Origin of the sequence: Commensalibacter melissae, assembly GCF_003691365.1 — a bacterium.
GTDB classification, from domain to species: Bacteria; Pseudomonadota; Alphaproteobacteria; order Acetobacterales; family Acetobacteraceae; genus Commensalibacter; species Commensalibacter melissae.
On record NZ_CP033087.1, the window covers coordinates 1,746,621 to 1,765,000 of the forward strand.

General features: G+C 38.8%; 15 protein-coding genes, 4 tRNA genes and 2 rRNA genes (1 of these 21 only partly in view). 7 read left to right on the forward strand and 14 right to left on the reverse strand.

The features are described from left to right. Nucleotides 1-128 precede the first annotated feature (128 nt). Entirely contained in the window at nt 129-1,157 is a 1,029-nt protein-coding gene (locus D9V35_RS07890; RefSeq protein WP_122124042.1) for an adenosine kinase, read from the reverse strand. 290 nt (nt 1,158-1,447) lie between these two features. Between D9V35_RS07890 and D9V35_RS07895 the strand changes: the two genes are divergently transcribed. After that, entirely contained in the window at nt 1,448-1,948 is a 501-nt protein-coding gene (locus D9V35_RS07895; protein ID WP_122124043.1) for a bactofilin family protein, read from the forward strand. 77 nt (nt 1,949-2,025) lie between these two features. Here the strand turns inward: D9V35_RS07895 and D9V35_RS07900 are convergent, their stop codons facing one another. Together D9V35_RS07900 and rnd are read right to left on the reverse strand one after the other, a co-directional pair. Continuing rightward, nucleotides 2,026-2,562, reverse strand: a complete 537-nt coding sequence (locus D9V35_RS07900; RefSeq protein ID WP_122124044.1) for a GcrA family cell cycle regulator — start codon at nt 2,560-2,562, stop codon at nt 2,026-2,028. Between the two features lie 59 nt (nt 2,563-2,621). Continuing rightward, nucleotides 2,622-3,797: a ribonuclease D gene (gene rnd, locus D9V35_RS07905; RefSeq protein ID WP_122124045.1), complete on the reverse strand. Its 1,176-nt coding sequence runs from the start codon at nt 3,795-3,797 to the stop codon at nt 2,622-2,624. A 951-nt stretch (nt 3,798-4,748) separates the two neighbouring features. On the opposite strand from rnd, the gene queF reads away from it, so the two are divergent. Next, a complete protein-coding gene (queF, locus tag D9V35_RS07915) occupies nt 4,749-5,216 on the forward strand; it encodes a preQ(1) synthase (RefSeq protein ID WP_110438573.1) in 468 nt (155 codons plus the stop codon). A 12-nt stretch (nt 5,217-5,228) separates the two neighbouring features. On the opposite strand, the gene atpC is transcribed toward queF, so the two are convergent. The 6 genes from atpC to D9V35_RS07945 all read right to left on the reverse strand — a co-directional run bounded on the left by atpC (nt 5,229) and on the right by D9V35_RS07945 (nt 12,336). Continuing rightward, a complete protein-coding gene (gene atpC / locus D9V35_RS07920; protein ID WP_122124047.1) occupies nt 5,229-5,657 on the reverse strand; it encodes an ATP synthase F1 subunit epsilon in 429 nt (142 codons plus the stop codon). Between the two features lie 29 nt (nt 5,658-5,686). Then, a complete protein-coding gene (atpD, locus tag D9V35_RS07925) occupies nt 5,687-7,159 on the reverse strand; it encodes a F0F1 ATP synthase subunit beta (RefSeq protein WP_110438630.1) in 1,473 nt (490 codons plus the stop codon). Nucleotides 7,160-7,239: 80 nt separating this feature from the next. Next, nucleotides 7,240-8,157: a F0F1 ATP synthase subunit gamma gene (locus D9V35_RS07930; protein WP_122124048.1), complete on the reverse strand. Its 918-nt coding sequence runs from the start codon at nt 8,155-8,157 to the stop codon at nt 7,240-7,242. 12 nt (nt 8,158-8,169) lie between these two features. After that, nucleotides 8,170-9,708 (reverse strand): F0F1 ATP synthase subunit alpha, encoded by a 1,539-nt coding sequence (gene atpA / locus D9V35_RS07935; protein WP_122124049.1) that lies wholly within the window; start codon nt 9,706-9,708, stop codon nt 8,170-8,172. After that, on the reverse strand, nt 9,708-10,295 hold the full coding sequence (atpH, locus tag D9V35_RS07940; protein ID WP_122124050.1) for an ATP synthase F1 subunit delta: 588 nt from the start codon (nt 10,293-10,295) through the stop codon (nt 9,708-9,710). Before atpH ends, atpA begins: the two co-directional genes overlap by 1 nt. A gap of 1,967 nt (nt 10,296-12,262) precedes the next feature. Next, nucleotides 12,263-12,336: transfer RNA gene (locus tag D9V35_RS07945), tRNA-Gly, on the reverse strand. Nucleotides 12,337-12,521: 185 nt separating this feature from the next. Between D9V35_RS07945 and D9V35_RS07950 the strand changes: the two genes are divergently transcribed. From D9V35_RS07950 to D9V35_RS07965, 4 genes are all read left to right on the forward strand, one after another. Further along, nucleotides 12,522-12,598, forward strand: a tRNA-Trp gene (locus D9V35_RS07950). Between the two features lie 106 nt (nt 12,599-12,704). Further along, entirely contained in the window at nt 12,705-12,899 is a 195-nt protein-coding gene (gene secE / locus D9V35_RS07955; protein ID WP_110438579.1) for a preprotein translocase subunit SecE, read from the forward strand. Nucleotides 12,900-12,906: 7 nt separating this feature from the next. Continuing rightward, nucleotides 12,907-13,437, forward strand: coding sequence for a transcription termination/antitermination protein NusG (gene nusG / locus D9V35_RS07960; protein WP_110438580.1), 531 nt, complete (start codon nt 12,907-12,909; stop codon nt 13,435-13,437). Nucleotides 13,438-13,748: 311 nt separating this feature from the next. Continuing rightward, nucleotides 13,749-13,823 (forward strand) — tRNA-Thr (locus D9V35_RS07965). Between the two features lie 205 nt (nt 13,824-14,028). On the opposite strand, the gene D9V35_RS07970 is transcribed toward D9V35_RS07965, so the two are convergent. Together D9V35_RS07970 and D9V35_RS07975 are read right to left on the reverse strand one after the other, a co-directional pair. Next, complete coding sequence (locus tag D9V35_RS07970; RefSeq protein ID WP_122124051.1) at nt 14,029-14,289, reverse strand: hypothetical protein; 261 nt, start codon at nt 14,287-14,289, stop codon at nt 14,029-14,031. 99 nt (nt 14,290-14,388) lie between these two features. After that, entirely contained in the window at nt 14,389-15,786 is a 1,398-nt protein-coding gene (locus D9V35_RS07975) for a carbohydrate porin (protein WP_240993362.1), read from the reverse strand. A gap of 449 nt (nt 15,787-16,235) precedes the next feature. On the opposite strand from D9V35_RS07975, the gene D9V35_RS09375 reads away from it, so the two are divergent. Continuing rightward, nucleotides 16,236-16,388, forward strand: coding sequence for a hypothetical protein (locus D9V35_RS09375; protein ID WP_162988510.1), 153 nt, complete (start codon nt 16,236-16,238; stop codon nt 16,386-16,388). Between the two features lie 218 nt (nt 16,389-16,606). Here the strand turns inward: D9V35_RS09375 and D9V35_RS07980 are convergent. From D9V35_RS07980 to D9V35_RS07990, 3 genes are all read right to left on the reverse strand, one after another. Continuing rightward, a tRNA-Met gene (locus D9V35_RS07980) sits at nt 16,607-16,683 on the reverse strand. 185 nt (nt 16,684-16,868) lie between these two features. Next, a 5S ribosomal RNA gene (gene rrf / locus D9V35_RS07985) occupies nt 16,869-16,984 on the reverse strand. A 120-nt stretch (nt 16,985-17,104) separates the two neighbouring features. Next, a 23S ribosomal RNA gene (locus tag D9V35_RS07990) occupies nt 17,105-18,380 on the reverse strand (it continues 1,464 nt past the right edge of the window).

Here is an 18,380-nt window from a genome sequence, read left to right on the forward strand (position 1 = left end):
TGTTTTTCATTCTCCAACAATACAAAATATGTATGTTTCGCATTATCTACAAAACATACATATTATTCTTCTTCTCAATAGTTACGTAAATTAATAACAAAAGTTATTTTTATCAAAAAAGCCAAAAATTAGAAATTCATGACTTCTTTCAATTCCGGTAATGGTCTGGCACCCACATGGGAAATAACTTCCGCAGCCACAACACTTCCCAGACGACCACATTCGGCATAAGTCCTGTCTGTTGTCCAGCCAGCCAAAAATCCAGCGACATAAGCATCACCTGCCCCTGTCGTATCCACAACAACCGTTGGAACACTTGCAACCTCTATCCGTTCTGAATTGGCAAGAATAACACTGCCCTTCTCACCACAGGTTATAACAGCGATTGGAATATCCTGCGAAGCATTTTGAATGGCTTTTTCCAAATCTTCCGTTTCGTATAGTGCACAAATTTCAAATTGGTTTGCGAAAACCATATCCACGTGATTTGATACAAAATCCTTAAACTGTACCAGATGTCGCTTTACACAAAAAGGATCGGACAAACTCAACGCGATTTTCCTTCCTGCTTTGTGCGAAATATCTGCAGCCTGATAGAATGCCTTTTGTGCAAGTTCACCATCAAATAAATATCCCTCCAATAAAGTTATTTTGGCATGACTTATGACATCTTCATCAACATCATCTGGTGTAAATTGAGTGCAAGCCCCCAAATAAGTATTCATGGTTCTTTGTCCGTCGGGCGTTACAAAAATAATTGACCGAGCTGTATATAGATTTGGATGCAGGGATGATTTTAAAGGGGTCGATGGAAAATAAACACCACCCTGCTGAATATCTTCTGCAAAGCGTTTTCCGACGGTGTCATCCGCAACTTTTCCCAAATAAGCCGTTTTTGCCCCCATCAGGGCCGCAACAAAACAGGTATTTGCCACTGATCCCCCACTCATTTGTTTTTCCGGCTTTATCAGGCTTTTCAAGGCCTTGACCCGTTTTGCATCAATCAAACTCATACTTCCGGGTATCATTTCCTGTTTTTCGAGAAAATCATCATTAACTCGTGTCAATATATCAACAATGGCATTCCCTATTCCTGCAATATCAAATTCAACATCATCCTCTTTCTTCCGACCAAGTAAATTTTTAAAACCACGCATAAAAAACTATTTCCTTTCCATATAATTATAAAAATTATATTCACTAATCTTAAATGATGTTATTTCTTTTTCTTGCCAGCATACTTAAAAAGTAATTAATATATTTAAAACATTTACTAATTTTTCAAAAATCTTCAATCTGTTTTGACTAAATGTCATTTTTCCCTAGCAGGTCTGTTATACTTTGCTTTACAAACTATACAAGAAGCCATTATTAAACAACAAAAATAACCCGTAACCCAACGTTACCCGATTTTACTTTGTTCTTTAAACGAAAGTCTTATCTTACAATGAATAATCTAACCCCTATTCTTGAAAAAAAACTTATTAACCGAAATACGCTTTTAAACAATACAGAACATACATATTCAAATGACGCATCCCTAAATCGCAGGGCTCTTGTCGTTGGTCAGGGTATACACATACAAGGTACGTTTAATGACGTTGAAACACTCATAGTTGAAGGAACGATTGAAACCTCTTCAATCAAGTTGAAAAAACTTGTCATTCAGCAATCTGGAGTTTTCCGTGGAACTGTTGAATCCCAGGATATTGAAATAACCGGTATACTGGAAGGCAATATTACCGCTCAAGGAAATCTTACAGTCACTGTAAGTGGCAAGCTCCTTGGCAAGGCGAAATGCCGACGCCTTAAAGTTGAAGATGGTGGACAAATCACCGGACAGGTTGAAATGATTACCACGGACAAACTGAAACAAACGTCAGCTGTCGATTATAGCAACGATAAAGAGGAAGTGGTGACAGAAGAAGTTAAATCTTCAGCAACTTAGTCGAAATAATAAACAAATATTTATGTAACCATATCTTCTCTCATCAAAATTCAATTTTATGAGAAAAGATAGATTTATTAGGCAACGTTATTCTTACGATCTTTCAATTTTACATAGGCGATCTGAACATGTTCCAAACAATAGGGTTTACCCGGAACGATCGGCGCCTTGCAAAAATGGAAGTCTTTTTCGCCTGGATCACCTATCGGCCAACAGCATTCTGAATTTGATTTTCGATAAGAAGGCAGCTCTTTTGGTGATATAAATTCAAGCTTTTTTGGTTTTTTAGTCCTAACCTCAAGCTTCTCTTTAACTGATTCGTCTTTGACAGCATTAATCTCTTTTGATTCTATAACAGTCTGTGTAACGGTTTTATTTTTTTTAGACTCATCCTTTTTTGATATAGCATTTTTTTGAGATTTTGTTTCACTCACTTTATCTTTTGTTACACTCGCCTTGCGAATCGGGGAAGGTCTTCCCTCAAGTCCCAATCGATGCGCTTTACCAACAACAGCGTTTTTCGTTACATTAAGCTGTCTGCCAATTTCCGCTGTTGAAAGACCTTGTGCCCATAATTCCCGTAGGCGGGCAACGATTTCATCAGTCCATTCCATACATTTTCACCTTAATTACATCACTTTATAAATAACAAATAATTTTTTAAAAACAAAATTCAAACTTTTACAAATTTTAATGTTTTATCTTGAACGGATATCATGAGTTTCCCTTCACATAGATCAATGGCATCTTTTCCAAAAACCTCATGACGCCAACCTGTAAATATTTCCAAATCTCGGTAACCCAGAGCTATTTTTTCAATATCCTTACTACTGGCAACCAGCTTAGGGGCCACTTTATAAATTTCACATTTGGCCAATAGCATTACCTTTAACAACGAAACCAGAGCTTCTGATGGTTTTTCTACAGGATTTTTATAGATAAAAGGGGTTGGCAATGATTCAGAATCAATCGCTTTCGCTTTTTTTATAATTTCTAAGACAGATTGACCATCTTGGCCGTTGGCAAAATCTCTATTAATACCTCTTATTTTTTCCAAGGTTTTTACAGTATCGGGTAAAGCCACGGCAATAGCAATAAGACTTTCATCCCTAATGAAATGATGCCTTGGAATATTCACCTTTTGAGCTTTCTCTTCACGCCATTGTATTAAATAAGATAAGCAGGCCAATGATCGACCATTACGAATTTTTGCCCCTAATTTTTTACAGATTTTTTCAATAGGAGGTAAATAAAAATCTGGATTGGACAAAAGTTCCATTTCAGAAGCAACCCAACTTAAGCGATTATCCAATCGTAATTTTTCATATAAAATTGGAAAAGCACTCCACAGATAGGTTACATCTGCAACTGCATAATCCTGTTGTGCTTTTGTTAAGGGACGCATTGACCAGTCACTAAACCGATAGGATTTATCAACCTTATGGTTCAGTAACGATTCAATCAATGAATCATAACCGATTTGATTTCCAAACCCTGCAACCATTGCAGCAATCTGCGTATCAAATATCGATACAGGCAAAAAGCCGAATAAATGCAAAAAAATTTCCAAATCCTGCTGAGCGGCGTGAAAAACCTTAACAATCTTTGGTTCAAGCAATAGAGGGGTTAATAAGGATAAATCAATTGTCTTGGAAAGAGCATCAACCAAATAAACCTGATGACTACCTGCAATTTGAATTAAACATAGTTCAGGCCAATAAGTCGATTCTCTTACAAACTCGGTGTCCATTGTTACATAGTTTTCTACCAACAATGAATCAACCATTTGTTTCAGAGAATGACTGTCTGATATTAATTGAGGAGCAGGAAATTCCTTAAGTGATCTCATAAACAATTAAATTAGTTACACTGAAAATCGTTATAAATAATATGATTTTCAAGGTAATTTAAATTTCCTCCAATTTCCTATTTCTGTGTTTTTATAAGATAACTCTGCATGATTACAAACACGGTTTATAAAATAATTTGACATTAATCTCAAAGTATCAATAGGCAAAAAAGATTAATTTAACAAAATTGTATCCATTAACAATTTTAAAACACTCGTTGATAAGAGCTGGTCCAGTACGCTCCCCCCTATATTGGCAAATGCTTTTGTTTCAGTCTGATTTTTTATTTACCATTTTTGATACGATCAAACCATTTTCAATATAGGAATCATTTCCCTGAACATATAAAAAAAACAATCAAATTCCTGATAGACAAAAATATTATCCAGACTTGCATAACAATCAATTTCAACATCAATATGTTTGCAATAGATAACAGAAACGAAAAATGTCTGATTGCATTACTGGATAAATACAGCAACCCTGAAATAAATTAGCAAATTCAAAAAGATAATATTGCTTTATAAAATCATAAGATTGATCAAAATCAAAAAAAAGTAACCACGTAATCGTTATTGCATTTTGTTTATTTTTTGAACAGATTCCCCCATGTTGGCTTGCAAATGATAATCGCGCCAAAAAATATAATCTTTTTTTCCACAGGCAATTTTGATCTGCCTGAACGCCATTCTGATCATCAACTATATTAAAATATTGGACTTTCAAATATATTGGCAATTCCGGCATTGGCGTGTAACAATATTTTAAATTTTGCCGCCTGTTTTTCTTCCTCTGTAAACATCTTGTTTTTTCTATCCTATTGTAATACCAACGTCACTAAATCCTGTTTCCGTTTTCATAGAATATGATTAAAGTAAATCCAATATAAACTTAATCGATATTATGAATTCAAAAATGTTATATTCAACCTTGCAGTAAAAGGTAAAACAATGAATGATACCAAAGAACTTAAAAACTACCTGACCCAGCTTGGGGCAAACACCTCTTTACCTCAATCTCCATCCGAAGCAAAACTTGAAAAAGTGCCTGCCCCTTATCCGGAATATGATTATACTATTCGTTTTACCGCACCAGAATTCACATCATTATGCCCAATTACCGGACAGCCAGATTTTGCTCATCTTGTAATCGACTATATTCCAGATAAATGGATTGTCGAAAGCAAATCACTAAAATTATATTTGGCAAGTTTTAGAAACCATGGAGCTTTTCATGAAGCTTGTACAGTTGAAATCGCAACCACACTGACAAAATTACTTGACCCAATATGGTTACGAATTGGTGGATATTGGTATCCAAGAGGGGGAATGCCTATAGATGTTTTTTGGCAAACCAGCACACCTCCCGAAAATGTATGGATTCCTTCACAAGATGTTCCTGCCTATCGTGGCAGATAATATCTTTGATTACTAAAGGGTTTGGTTATGTTTATCTGAAACAGCCAAATCAATAATAGCATTGGCTCCCTGCATTCTGTCAATCAACTCACGTTGCTTATCAGTATCATTGGTACCTGAAACCCTATTATACTCTTCCTGCAATTTTGCCAAACGCTTGATCCCTTCCTCTTCAGAAAGTTCATTCAATTTTTTGACTTGTTTGGCAAGAACAGTACAACAACTTTCTTGCATTTCGGCAAACCCGTCTTCAACAAACAGACGATGGATAACCTTATTGTCCTGATAAAGATCAATCACTCCAGCACGAAGAAGAAAAATCATGGGGACATGACCTTCCATTGCGGCAATATCCCCCTCTAAAGCAGGTAAAACAGCCATATCCACTGTCTGAGAAAGAACAACTTTCTCGGGACTAATAATTTCAAGTTTGATTGACATTATTATTTTCCTTTATGGCTTTTAACCGTTCATTTTTCTTCTTGTTTCATTTTTTCGGCTTTTGCAACTGCCTCTTCAATAGTGCCTACCATATAAAAAGCAGCTTCTGGCAAATCATCATGTTTTCCATCGACAATTTCCTTAAAGGAACGAACTGTATCCTTTACCGCCACCAATTTACCTGGCATTCCGGTAAAGATTTCAGCAACATGAAAAGGCTGGGACAGGAAACGTTGAATACGTCGTGCCCGTGCAACGATCTTTTTGTCTTCTTCGGAAAGCTCATCCATACCAAGAATTGCAATAATATCCTGTAAAGATTTATAGTTTTGCAGAATTTCCTGTACCCGTCGCGCAACCTCATAGTGTTCTTCACCAACGATACGGGGATCCAAGGAACGTGAAGTTGAATCCAGAGGATCTACAGCAGGATAAATACCCAATTCAGCAATTGAGCGGTTTAAAACTGTTGTCGCATCCAAGTGGGCGAATGTTGTTGCTGGCGCGGGATCCGTCAAGTCATCCGCAGGCACGTAGATAGCCTGAACAGAAGTGATAGAACCTTTTTGCGTAGAGGTAATGCGTTCTTGCAATGCACCCATTTCAGTTGCCAATGTCGGTTGATACCCCACAGCGGAAGGAATACGACCCAGCAGGGCAGACACTTCAGAACCAGCCTGGGTAAAACGGAAAATATTATCAACAAAAAATAATACGTCCTGTCCAGCTTCATCACGGAAATATTCTGCAACCGTCAGACCGGATAACGCCACACGCGCACGGGCTCCGGGTGGCTCATTCATCTGGCCATAAACAAGAGCAACTTTTGAGCCGTCAGTTTTACCCTCATTAATCTTGATAACACCTGCATCAATCATTTCATGATACAGGTCATTTCCTTCACGGGTTCGTTCACCAACGCCAGCAAAAACTGAAACACCACCGTGACCCATCGCAATATTATTGATCAATTCCTGAATCAAAACGGTTTTACCGACACCGGCACCCCCGAACAGACCAATTTTACCACCCCGTAAATAAGGGCAAAGAAGGTCAACAACCTTGATACCGGTTTGCAGGATTTCAGTTGTTACACCCTGTTCCTCGAATGAAGGGGCCTGGCGATGGATTGGCATCCGCTTGGCAGAATGAACAGGACCCATTTCATCAATCGGTTCACCAATAACATTCAAAATACGACCCAGTGTTTCAGGCCCGACAGGAACGGAAATCTGGCTACCCGTATTAATCACTTCCATTCCACGAACCATACCATCTGTTGAATCCATGGCGATACAACGCACCTGGTTATCACCGATTTCCTGTGCAACTTCCAATACAAGCGTACGATCCCCGACCTTACATGTTAACGCATTTAAAATATAAGGAAGCTCCCCTGTAAACTGCACATCAACAACAGCACCCTTGATTTCTGTAACTTTTCCCACAGAATTACTTTTAGATGCCTGATTTTCTTGATTCCCCGCTTCTGAATCACCCATTGTTGCATTACTTTCATTAATTGCTGTATCCGACATAATAAGGTCAGCTCCTAGCAGTATAGTATAATTTATAATAACAATCAGGCAGCATTCGCACCCGATATAACTTCAGTAAGTTCATTAGTAATATTGGCCTGACGCGTCCGATTATAATATAAACTCAACTTATCAATAGCCTTTCCGGCATTGCGTGTCGCACTGTCCATTGCAGTCATTCGAGCACCCTGTTCACCAGCATTTGTTTCAAGCATTGCAGCAAAAATCTGAACTCTCAAATTTTCCGGAAGCAAACGATGCAATACATCTTCCGCCTCAGGCTCAAACAGATAATCTGCCTGATCTCGCAATCCTGAACTGTTTTTTTGATCAGCACCGTCTTTACGGTCCGTATCCTTTACGGCAAGCTCCAATGGAATAAGCTGCAACTCCGTTGGTGTTTGAACCATCACATTTTTAAATTTATTGTAAATGACAGTACAAACATCAAATCGCTGTTCTTCTAATAAAGACTCGATATAGGCAGCGATCTGGTCTGCGGACTGATATTCAACGTTACCCAAACGATAATCGACATGTTCAGGTCCGATGATAAGATTGGGAAACTCACTACGGCAATATACATACGTTTTCAAGCCAACAGGAAAAATCTTAACAATCTTTCCCTGTTCTTGTAGACGTTTGACCATATTGCGTAATGTACGATTTATATTACTGTTAAATCCACCTGCCAAACCCCGATCACTGCTCATTGGAACAATAAGATGAACCTTGTCTTTACCAGTACCTGTTAACAATGCAGGCAAACCAGGACGACCATCCAAAGACTGCTTCAAACTAACCAGAATACGCTGCATCGCCATAGCGAAAGGCTGAGCCTGACGAGAACGTCGCTCAGCACGATGCATTTTGGCTGCCGCAACCATTTTCATAGCACTCGTTATTTTTTTGGTCGATTTGACACTATTTATACGAGCACGCAATTCTTTTAAAGAAGCCATTCACAAAGTTCCCTAAGCCTGTTTGAATTGTGCAACAAAATTTTTCAGGAATGCTGCCAATTTTTCTTCCAATTCCTTAGTGATCTGGCGTGCATCACGAATTCCATTAAGAATTTCGATACCGGTAGAACGCATGGATTCAATATATTGATGCTCAAATTCCTGAATCTTGTTTACTGGAATTTCATCAGTGTAACCACGGGTACCCGCATATAAAACAACGACCTCTTCTTCCATGGTATAGGGAGAATTTTGGGGCTGTTTTAACAATTCTGTTAATCTTGAGCCACGTTCAAGCAACTTACGGGTCGATGCATCAAGATCGGAAGCAAATTGAGAAAACGCCTCCATTTCACGATATTGGGCAAGCTCCAGCTTAATACTGCCGGCAACCTGTTTCATTGCTTTGCTTTGTGCCGCTGATCCAACACGGGAAACTGAAGTCCCCACATTAACCGCAGGACGAATACCACGATAAAATAATTCTGTTTCCAAGAAAACCTGACCATCTGTAATGGAAATAACATTGGTAGGAATATATGCAGAAACATCACCAGCCTGTGTTTCAATAACAGGCAAGGCAGTTAATGAACCTGCACCACGTTCATCGGACATTTTTGCAGAACGTTCCAAGAGACGAGAATGCAAATAGAATACATCGCCAGGATAAGCCTCACGTCCAGGAGGACGACGCAATAAAAGGGACATTTGACGATAAGCTACAGCCTGTTTTGACAAATCATCATAACTAATCAATGCATGCATACCATTGTCACGAAAATATTCACCCATTGCCGTGGCGGCATAAGGTGCAATATATTGCATTGGCGCAGCATCTGAAGCGGTTGCGGCCACCACAATGCAGTAATCCATTACACCCTGTTCCTCCAACGTGCGAACAACCTGTGCAACAGTGGAGCGTTTTTGACCGATAGCCACATATATACAATAAAGAGTCTGCTTAGGATCCTTTAAAGCATTCATGGTTTTTTGGGCAATCATCGTATCAACCAAGATTGTTGATTTGCCAGTTTGACGGTCACCGATGATTAATTCACGCTGTCCACGCCCGATTGGAACCAGAGCATCAATAGCCTTGATCCCGGTCAACATTGATTCACATACGGATTGACGCGGAATAATTCCGGGAGCCTTAACATCTGCCAAACGACGTTCGACATCTTTCAAGGGCCCCTTTCCATCAATCGGATTTCCCAATCCGTCAACAACACGACCCAACAATCCCTTACCAACAGGCACATCCACAACCCGATTTGTACGAGTAACGTTGTCCCCTTCACGAACTTGACTGTCGTCACCAAAAATAACAACACCAACATGGTCGATTGACAGATTTAAAACCATCCCGGTCAAATTGCTGTTGACAAAAGAAACCAATTCCCCCGCCATAACGTTTTGCAGGCCATAAACCAATGCAATACCGTCACCAACAGACAGAACAATTCCTGTTTCCTCAATGTCAGATTCTTTATCAAAGGACGCAATTTGTTTTTTAAGGATGTCCGAAATTTCTGCGGGACGGATTTCCATCACGCGGCTCCCTTCATAACATTGTATAGGCGATTAAGACGTGATTGAAGACTAGCATCATAGAGCTTTGACCCAATACGTACGATAATTCCACCTAGTATCTTTGAATCAATACGCTCTTGAATATCTACTTTATTGTACCCTGCTTGGGAAAAACGATCCTTTAATTGGGCACGTTGCATATCCGTTAAAGGAGAAGCTGTAATGACTTCAGCAGCAGTAATGCCACGACGAAGATTAACCAAAGCAAAAAATGCCATTAAAAAAGATTTTAAATCAGCAAGCCTTCGATTATTTGCAACCACACCTACAAAATTCTGCAAAATCTGACTGAATCCACAATGATTCATCAACTCAGCCATTATTGCTTTGCTTTGTACAGTATCCAAAGAAGGGTTATTTAAAACATTTCTCAATGTTTCATTTTCAGAAATAATTTTTAACAAACCCTCGGCCTCTGCAATCACCTCATTTAAAGCATGCTGTTCTTCAGCAAATTCATATAACGCGGTAGCATATCGCCCCTTAAGATTATTTGCCGTAAAGGCGGAAGCTGCAAGCGCAGCATGTGTTGCATCGGTATTCACTTCGCTTGTTCTCTCATCGTTCACTAAAATGCAATTGAAACTTCACCCGCTTCATTTTACCTCTTCAGCAAAGGTTTTACAGTCCAAAATGATATTATTAAAAGCCTATATTTTAAAGTAAATCAATAATAAAAACAAAAATATTTTTCAAAAATAAATTTGTCTCAAGTCATACAGAATGATTGTTATACCGACAATCATTCAAACGATCAATTCGATTTAATATAATTTTTAGTAAAAAATATTTTTATTTAAGGAAAAATAACAATTATTGGATATCAATATTGGTGCGTCGACAAAGATATAAGTAAATCACTTTCTTACCCATTATTGGCAGTCTATGCAATGCCGACGAATAAAAGCCTGTTCCGATAGACATCATTGTCTCAGCCAGTTTGGACACAGGGCAGCACGATAAAACTACAGCTGATCTTGACCCGCTCAATCCCGACTGATCGGATAATGCATCCAAATTGGCAGAACATGCGCGTTTCGATAAATACTCCGATAGCTTTTCATAGAGCCTGAACGGGATAAGAGAAACAAATCGTAATGCGGGAACATTCTACCTAAACACTGCCGCAATCTTTAATCGTCACAGGCACTAGATGGCGATTACCGCTAAAAAATAGTTATCAGCTATTATTAAACCTCTATATTTAACACGCCATACTACAAGAATATAAGATAATACTCAAATTGCTATTCGGTTTTATCTGCTATCACGATAATCACCGTGTCATCATAACCAGTGTGAAAATAATAAGTCCGATAATACAAATCTGGCTATATTTATAATAAAAACATTTTCTATGCTATATTATTTTCCATATATTCATACGTTGGCATTAAAAATCCCCGCACAATTAATTAAGCCCGTTGAATTTTTATCTAATGAACTAAATAAAAATAACAACTACCAAACGGTCAGGATCAAATTTTTCATCATCTGGACAAAACCACGTCCTTCTTCACCTATTCATTCACTTTCATCAAGTTTAACGTTGTTAAGAACACCTCACAATTGTTCACTATATTCGAGTCAACTGTATATAAATCATGATGCTCAACACTTGATGTGCCAAGGTCATCTCACCACAGATTAAAATCTGCTTTATTGCTCTGAAACTTGATTTTACGAATTATTATTAGCACATGTACCAGTATATCTCGGCGAAAAAGGCGCCAACTCACTGTTAGGAAATGAACAATTAAATCAGCTGCTGCATCAGAAAACATCACACGCCAGTCTATCTCACGCCTCGATATTAATTAATACGCCATCTCAATTCTTCTTCAGCTGGTATAGACCAATTAATTTTGCATATCCATAGCCTTTGCCTTTTATCCGAACTAATTGTCATTAATCCCCGCAGCCGAAAAGAAACTACCGTAAGACGAAATTCAGAAAAGAATTTAGTTTTTTATCTAATACGACACCTCAAAAAATGTTATTAGAAATGCGTATGCGCAAAGCGCATCCAATGCTGCAATCAAAGGATCAGGTTCGCAAACCGCCTGGAACGTAGGATATTGAACCTCCAAAAAAATTCTAGCATCGTATCCAGCTATTTTCTGACTATGAATAATATTAATTTTTATAGCTCTGATTCCATATCATTATTGCAATATACAATATAATACCAAAAATAAATATGCAGAATGGATTCATTTTCAGTTTAAATTAAACTCATTTGAGCATAAGTTTTTAACGCTGATTTTATTTTGAATGTCCAGATAATGAGCATGACAGTAAAGTAGCGATATAACCCAATTATCGTCTCAGTATCACTCACAGCCAGCTTATGTCTATCAATAACCATCCAGAAGCCGGTAACAATTGCCAGTCGCAGAGGAAAATCTTCGAAAATGAATTCATTTTACATTTCCCAACCAATTTTAGATGTGAGCACATCATGATACGGTTGAACGCAGCTAAATTCAGTGAAATTCTGAAAATTTAAAAATGGAGCGGGCGAAGGGAATCGAACCCTCCTCGGTAGCTTGGAAGGCTACTGCATTACCACTATGCTACGCCCGCTTGATAATGCTCGATTGAGTCTGAAAAAACTTTTAATGATTTTTCTTCCCAAATCAAGTTTTTTTTTATCATTTTTATAAAAAATAATTTTTATTCATTTTTTACTTGACTTTCTGTCCATTCCATTGCTTTTTCTTGTATCAATAGATATGATGGTTCTGATCTATTCATATCAAATTTTTTGCAGGGGTGTAGCTCAATTGGCTAGAGTGCCGGTCTCCAAAACCGGAGGTTGCGGGTTCGAGACCCTCCACCCCTGCCAAATTAAATATGAATGACAAACATTCATTTTGTTTTCAACCCATCCTGATATATTATAATAATTTAACATAGTATTTTAGGATCATTTTATGTAGGGAAGGTATTTCGTGCCGGTCAATCCCACGAAATTTCTAAATGAGGTTCGTGCTGAAGCCAAAAAGGTAACTTGGCCTTCACGTCGTACAACATTAGTCACAACCGCCGCTGTTCTGGCAATGGCTGCGGGTGCTTCTGCATTCTTTTTCATCGTGGACCAGGCTATCGGCTTTGGAATACGGATTTTATTTGGCCTAGGAGGGTAAACCAGTTATGGCAAAACGGTGGTACGTCATTCATGTCTATTCTGGTTTTGAAAAAAAGGTTGTTCAACAGATTAAAGAACAGATTGAACAAAAAGGTTTAACTGACCAAGTGGAAGAAATCCTTGTCCCTTCAGAAGAAGTCATAGAGGTTAAACGTGGACAGAAAGTCCAAACAGAACGTAAATTCTTCCCTGGTTATGTTCTGGTCAAAATGGAGATGACTGATGAGGCATGGCATTTAATCAAGGATACTCCCAAGGTTACGGGTTTTCTTGGAAACAGAATGCATCCATCCCCAATTTCCAATGCAGAGGCCGAATATATCATTAATCAAGCCAAAGAAGGTGCAAATAGTCCGCGTCCTTCTGTAGATTTTGAGGTTGGCGAGCAAATTCGAGTTTCCGACGGGCCATTCACTTCATTTAATGGTGTTATTGAAGAAATAGATACTGAAAAAGGTCGACTAAAAGTTAGTGTTTCCATTTTTGGACGTTCTACACCTGTTGATCTGGAATATAATCAGGTGGAAAAACTTTAGTCCCTTAAATACTGGATGCAAAACAATATAAAACAGCTTTTCGTTTCCCATTATCATTTTTTGCATCCTTATTGACTTATCCAAATATTCAGAACCATTTTTACTAAATTTTGATTTTTTTTCATAAAACTTAAATAAGATCCATTGAGACAAAATCTCTTTTTTTATAATAGTGATTGATCAATAAGCCTAATAAAACAAATCTTATATCCAAAAAATTTCTATAATAAGCTTCATTTTCATATTTCTTAATAAATTTCACCCTCCACTCTTGAAGAATAAATAAAGCTCCTATATAAAACAAAAACCACGCCGACATAGCTCAGGGGTAGAGCAACTGATTCGTAATCAGTAGGCCCTCGGTTCAATTCCGAGTGTCGGCACCATGAACATAATAAAATCATTTTCTAAATATAATTTAACGTGATCCGACTTAACTTAATAATCTGACGTTATAGTAGACAATAATATAAAACTAAATCCGCTTAAAAACACATTATATATATTTTGTTTTTTTAATGTCATAAAACAAAAAATTGTTTTATTGACTTCAATAAAGTTATTATAAATTCTAAAAAAATTATTTTTCAACTATGAACAATAAGCAATTCCTGCTTTTTCAGCTTTTTTTTGCAGATCAGGGGCATTTTTTAAATTTAAGGGTTGTAATATATGATTCTTTGTCTTTTGACAAAAATTGGCCGCCATATGAAATGAAGGATGATCAGAAGAAGATAATTCTTTACGTAGGCAGCCAACATCACTTTCCAAGGGTAAACGCCCCATTTCTGGATTACAGGCATTAAGCAGTAATCCAGTAAATAAAATTAAAATCGATTTATAGTTTATCACTGTATTCAACCCTGAAATCTTTAATAAAATTTTTAATTATAATGAGAATAGCTATTATCGTTAATTTATTCTTTTTACAGTGACAAGCAATATAGTTTTTTAAAAAGTTACGTTGGTTTTCAAACCAACAATCGTTGCATCTTTATAGGCCTTCGTCGCGGCAACATGATGAAAATATTCAAATACTGGCATAATCATGATTCCACGATAGGCAGCAAAACCATAATTAGCTTCAAGTAAAATTGAATCTCCCTGAACTCCAGGGGCACCATTCAATAGAGCGAAAACTCCATTACCATTTAATGGTGCTCCATGTGCAACTTGAAATTGCTGTGCATGCCGAAGAGTATGAGGGATCGTATAATATGTAAACATCACCCCAATTTGATCATAGGCTCTGTCTTTCCAAAATCCACGATCCAAAAACCCGAAATTGTAAAAGTCCTTAAATGTTGATGTTGTTGTAGAATCATGCCCATAATTTGCCAAAACAAATAATCCATGATCATCAATTGCATCATGACGATAAATCATTTGGTAGGATTGAATCCAGAATTGGGTACGGTAATCTTTTTTATTGTTATTTAAAACTTGTGAAGACCAGGTTTGAAAATGACTACTATCTATACCTGCACCAATATGAATGCTACCCACTAAATGATGTTTTCCGATATCAGGATTATAACCAAATTCAACAGGAACGAATGCACCAGTTGTTCCCTTGGTTCCCCAATAAAATCCAGTTGCTCCTCCTTGTGGCCAAGGTGTACTTTGATATGCACCCACTTCAAAATAACTATTAGGTGTCATATTAACAAGAATTCTTCCCCCCCAAACTGCACCAGGCCAATCTGAAAATCCCTGTTGAGACTGAGTACTTCTTGGATGGCCACAAGTTGAAAGAATCATAAATTGACATGCCATGGGACTATGGGCAAAATCATCTCCTACACTCATACGACCGACTTTAATATCGACCCGACCATTCCATAATTTTTGTTCACCATAAACATCATAAATATGAAATAAGCGAGAATAGCCACCCCCGTATACTTCCTGGGCCTGAATCTGCGTATCCCCAACATAATCAGCACTGGCATTACGACCTGAACGATTCATAACAATCATATGAGTTGAAAAGCCTTTTAAGCCGGCGATTTTTTCCCAATCCATATCAACTGAAAATGTAATTTGTTGTGTAAAATCAGCACCGTTTCTCCGTCCACCATGAACCACACCAGCTGTTTCTGTCACCCAGTTTAATCCAAGCTGAATACCATATTTATCCAGATAATCATTTATCGGTTTAGAAAAAATACTTTTTGTTGGATCAAGACTGGACGGGTTTACTTCACGTGTATTGAATTTATTCATCTCACCAAGTGCAACATTCCGATTCGTCTCTGGTACTGAAGCATCATCAATATTTTGAGGAGGTTTACCATTATTGGAAAGATCAAGCGCCATTAATTTGTTAATTGGCATAAGCAAAATCATTACATTTAAACCCAATATAATATACTTTTTCAGGAAATTTATAGGACTATAAAAAGCAATTAGACTATCCATAACTTAACCTTTCCTCATAAAGTACATTCAATCAGAGGATATATTTTCTCTAAATTGAAAATTTCAATATTAGTTAATCATTAGATTAATATATTAAAATATAAATTTATTGTTACCTTAGGTAAAAAATGAAAAATTGGTTAAAATCTTTAAATTTGTGTATTTTATAATACACTTCATTTTGAATTATTTACTTAATATAAAAAATGATATTAAATAATTTTTTTTTAATTTTTAATAAACAAAATATTTTTGATATAAAAACAAAAAAATACAGAACCAAATATATTGCTTATATTTTGTTTCCAGTATTAATTATTTTGTATAAATTTTTTATATTTATTAAGTTATGATATTTATTTGGTTTTTTACGGTATATGAGAGGTGGGCATGCGATATTCACAAGTGGTTTATTCATTTTTTGCATGAGGGGATGGGAGGGGTTTGGCGCTGGATTTCATGTTGGTTTTGCAGGTTTGTGTTTGCAACAATTCATGATATTTTCAAGTGATACGCCAGCCTCGGAATAAAGACTGCCCAGTGGCCATGTTTTGCCAAGATTGCCATACAGGACGCATTTTTTCACGGTTTCATGGATAAAAGGCTTTTTTTGCTTTCAAAGGCAACAGACCACATGGGTTCATCCACTGGCCTGCGGAAGCAGGATCGGCAACAAGGATGATGCGTCTCAACACGGGATCGACAGGATATTGTCCGTGATGATATAGCGATTTTGAGTGGAAGTTATTGGGAGCGGGGAGAGGATTTGAACCTCTGACCTTCAGGTTATGAGCCTGACGAGCTACCGGGCTGCTCCACCCCGCACTAGTATAACAAGGATGCCTTTTTCTGACGGTATTCAAGGCGTATGGTGATCTGCCAGGACTTATGTCAGGATGACAAGTGGTGACCAGACTTGGAGGCTACGCTCCCTCGCGGTGCATGTTTCAGCGGGAACTGAAAGTTTTTTGTCGAATATTGCAAGGGATTGCATGGGGGTATATTGGAAGACCTGGCGGCGACCGACTTTCCCATGCCTTAAGACATAGTATCATGGGCGCTGGGGTTTTTCACGGCCGAGTTCGGGATGGGATCGGGTGGTTCATACCCCGCCATTGCCACCAGGTCATCCAATATACCCTGCAGGGTTGTATTGGTATGTGATTGGTTGGTTAAGAGCGGATATTTCGGCCTGTTTCATACAGTATCGCATAACATGACCGATATGAGTGTATGTGTGTTATATCAAGTAAGTGCAAGGGCTATTAGTATCGGTTAGCTGCATGCATTTCTGCACTTCCACACCCGACCTATTGACGTGATGGTCTATCACGGCCCGTAATGAGACCTGGTTTTGAGGGGGGTTTCTCGCTTAGATGCTTTCAGCGATTATCCTGTCCATACTTAGCTACCCAGCGGTGCTGCTGGCGCAACAACTGGTACACCAGAGGTATGTTCACCCCGGTCCTCTCGTACTAGGGGCAAATCCTCTCAAGTCTCGACATCCACGGCAGATAGGGACCGAACTGTCTCACGACGTTCTAAACCCAGCTCACGTACCACTTTAATCGGCGAACAGCCGAACCCTTGGGACCTGCTCCAGCCCCAGGATGTGATGAGCCGACATCGAGGTGCCAAACCTCCCCGTCGATGTGGACTCTTGGGGGAGATCAGCCTGTTATCCCTAGAGTACCTTTTATCCGTTGAGCGATGGCCCTTCCACGTGGAACCACCGGATCACTATGGCCGACTTTCGTCTCTGCTCGAGCTGTCACTCTCGCAGTCAGGCGGGCTTATGCCATTGCACTCAACAGCCGATGTCCGACCGGCTTGAGCCCACCATCGCGCGCCTCCGTTACTTTTTGGGAGGCGACCGCCCCAGTCAAACTGCCCACCATGCAGGGTCCCAATCCAGGCTAACTGGATCTGGTTAGACATCAAAAAAACTCAGGGTGGTATTTCAAGGATGGCTCCACACAGACTGGCGCCCATGCTTCAAAGCCTCCCACCTATCCTACACAGCGTTTTCCTGATGCCACTACAAAGTTGCAGTAAAGGTTCATAGGGTCTTTCCGTCTGACCGCGGATACCCCGCATCTTCACGGGGAGTTCAATTTCGCTGAGCCGATGCTGGAGACAGCGGGGAAGTCGTTACGCCATTCGTGCAGGTCGGAACTTACCCGACAAGGAATTTCGCTACCTTAGGACCGTTATAGTTACGGCCGCCGTTTACCGGGGCTTCAATTCAGTGCTTGCACACCTCCTCTTAACCTTCCGGCACCGGGCAGGCGTCAGACCCTATACGTCGTCTTTCGACTTTGCAGAGCCCTGTGTTTTTACTAAACAGTCGCTACCCCCTGCTCTGTGCCACCTGATCATGGTTGCCCAAAATCCGGTCTTGCTTCTTCCGAAGTTACGCAAGCATTTTGCCTAGTTCCTTCAGCATCGTTCTCTCAAGCGCCTTGGTATTCTCTACCAGTCCACCTGTGTCGGTTTCGGGTACGGTCTATTCGCTAGAGCTA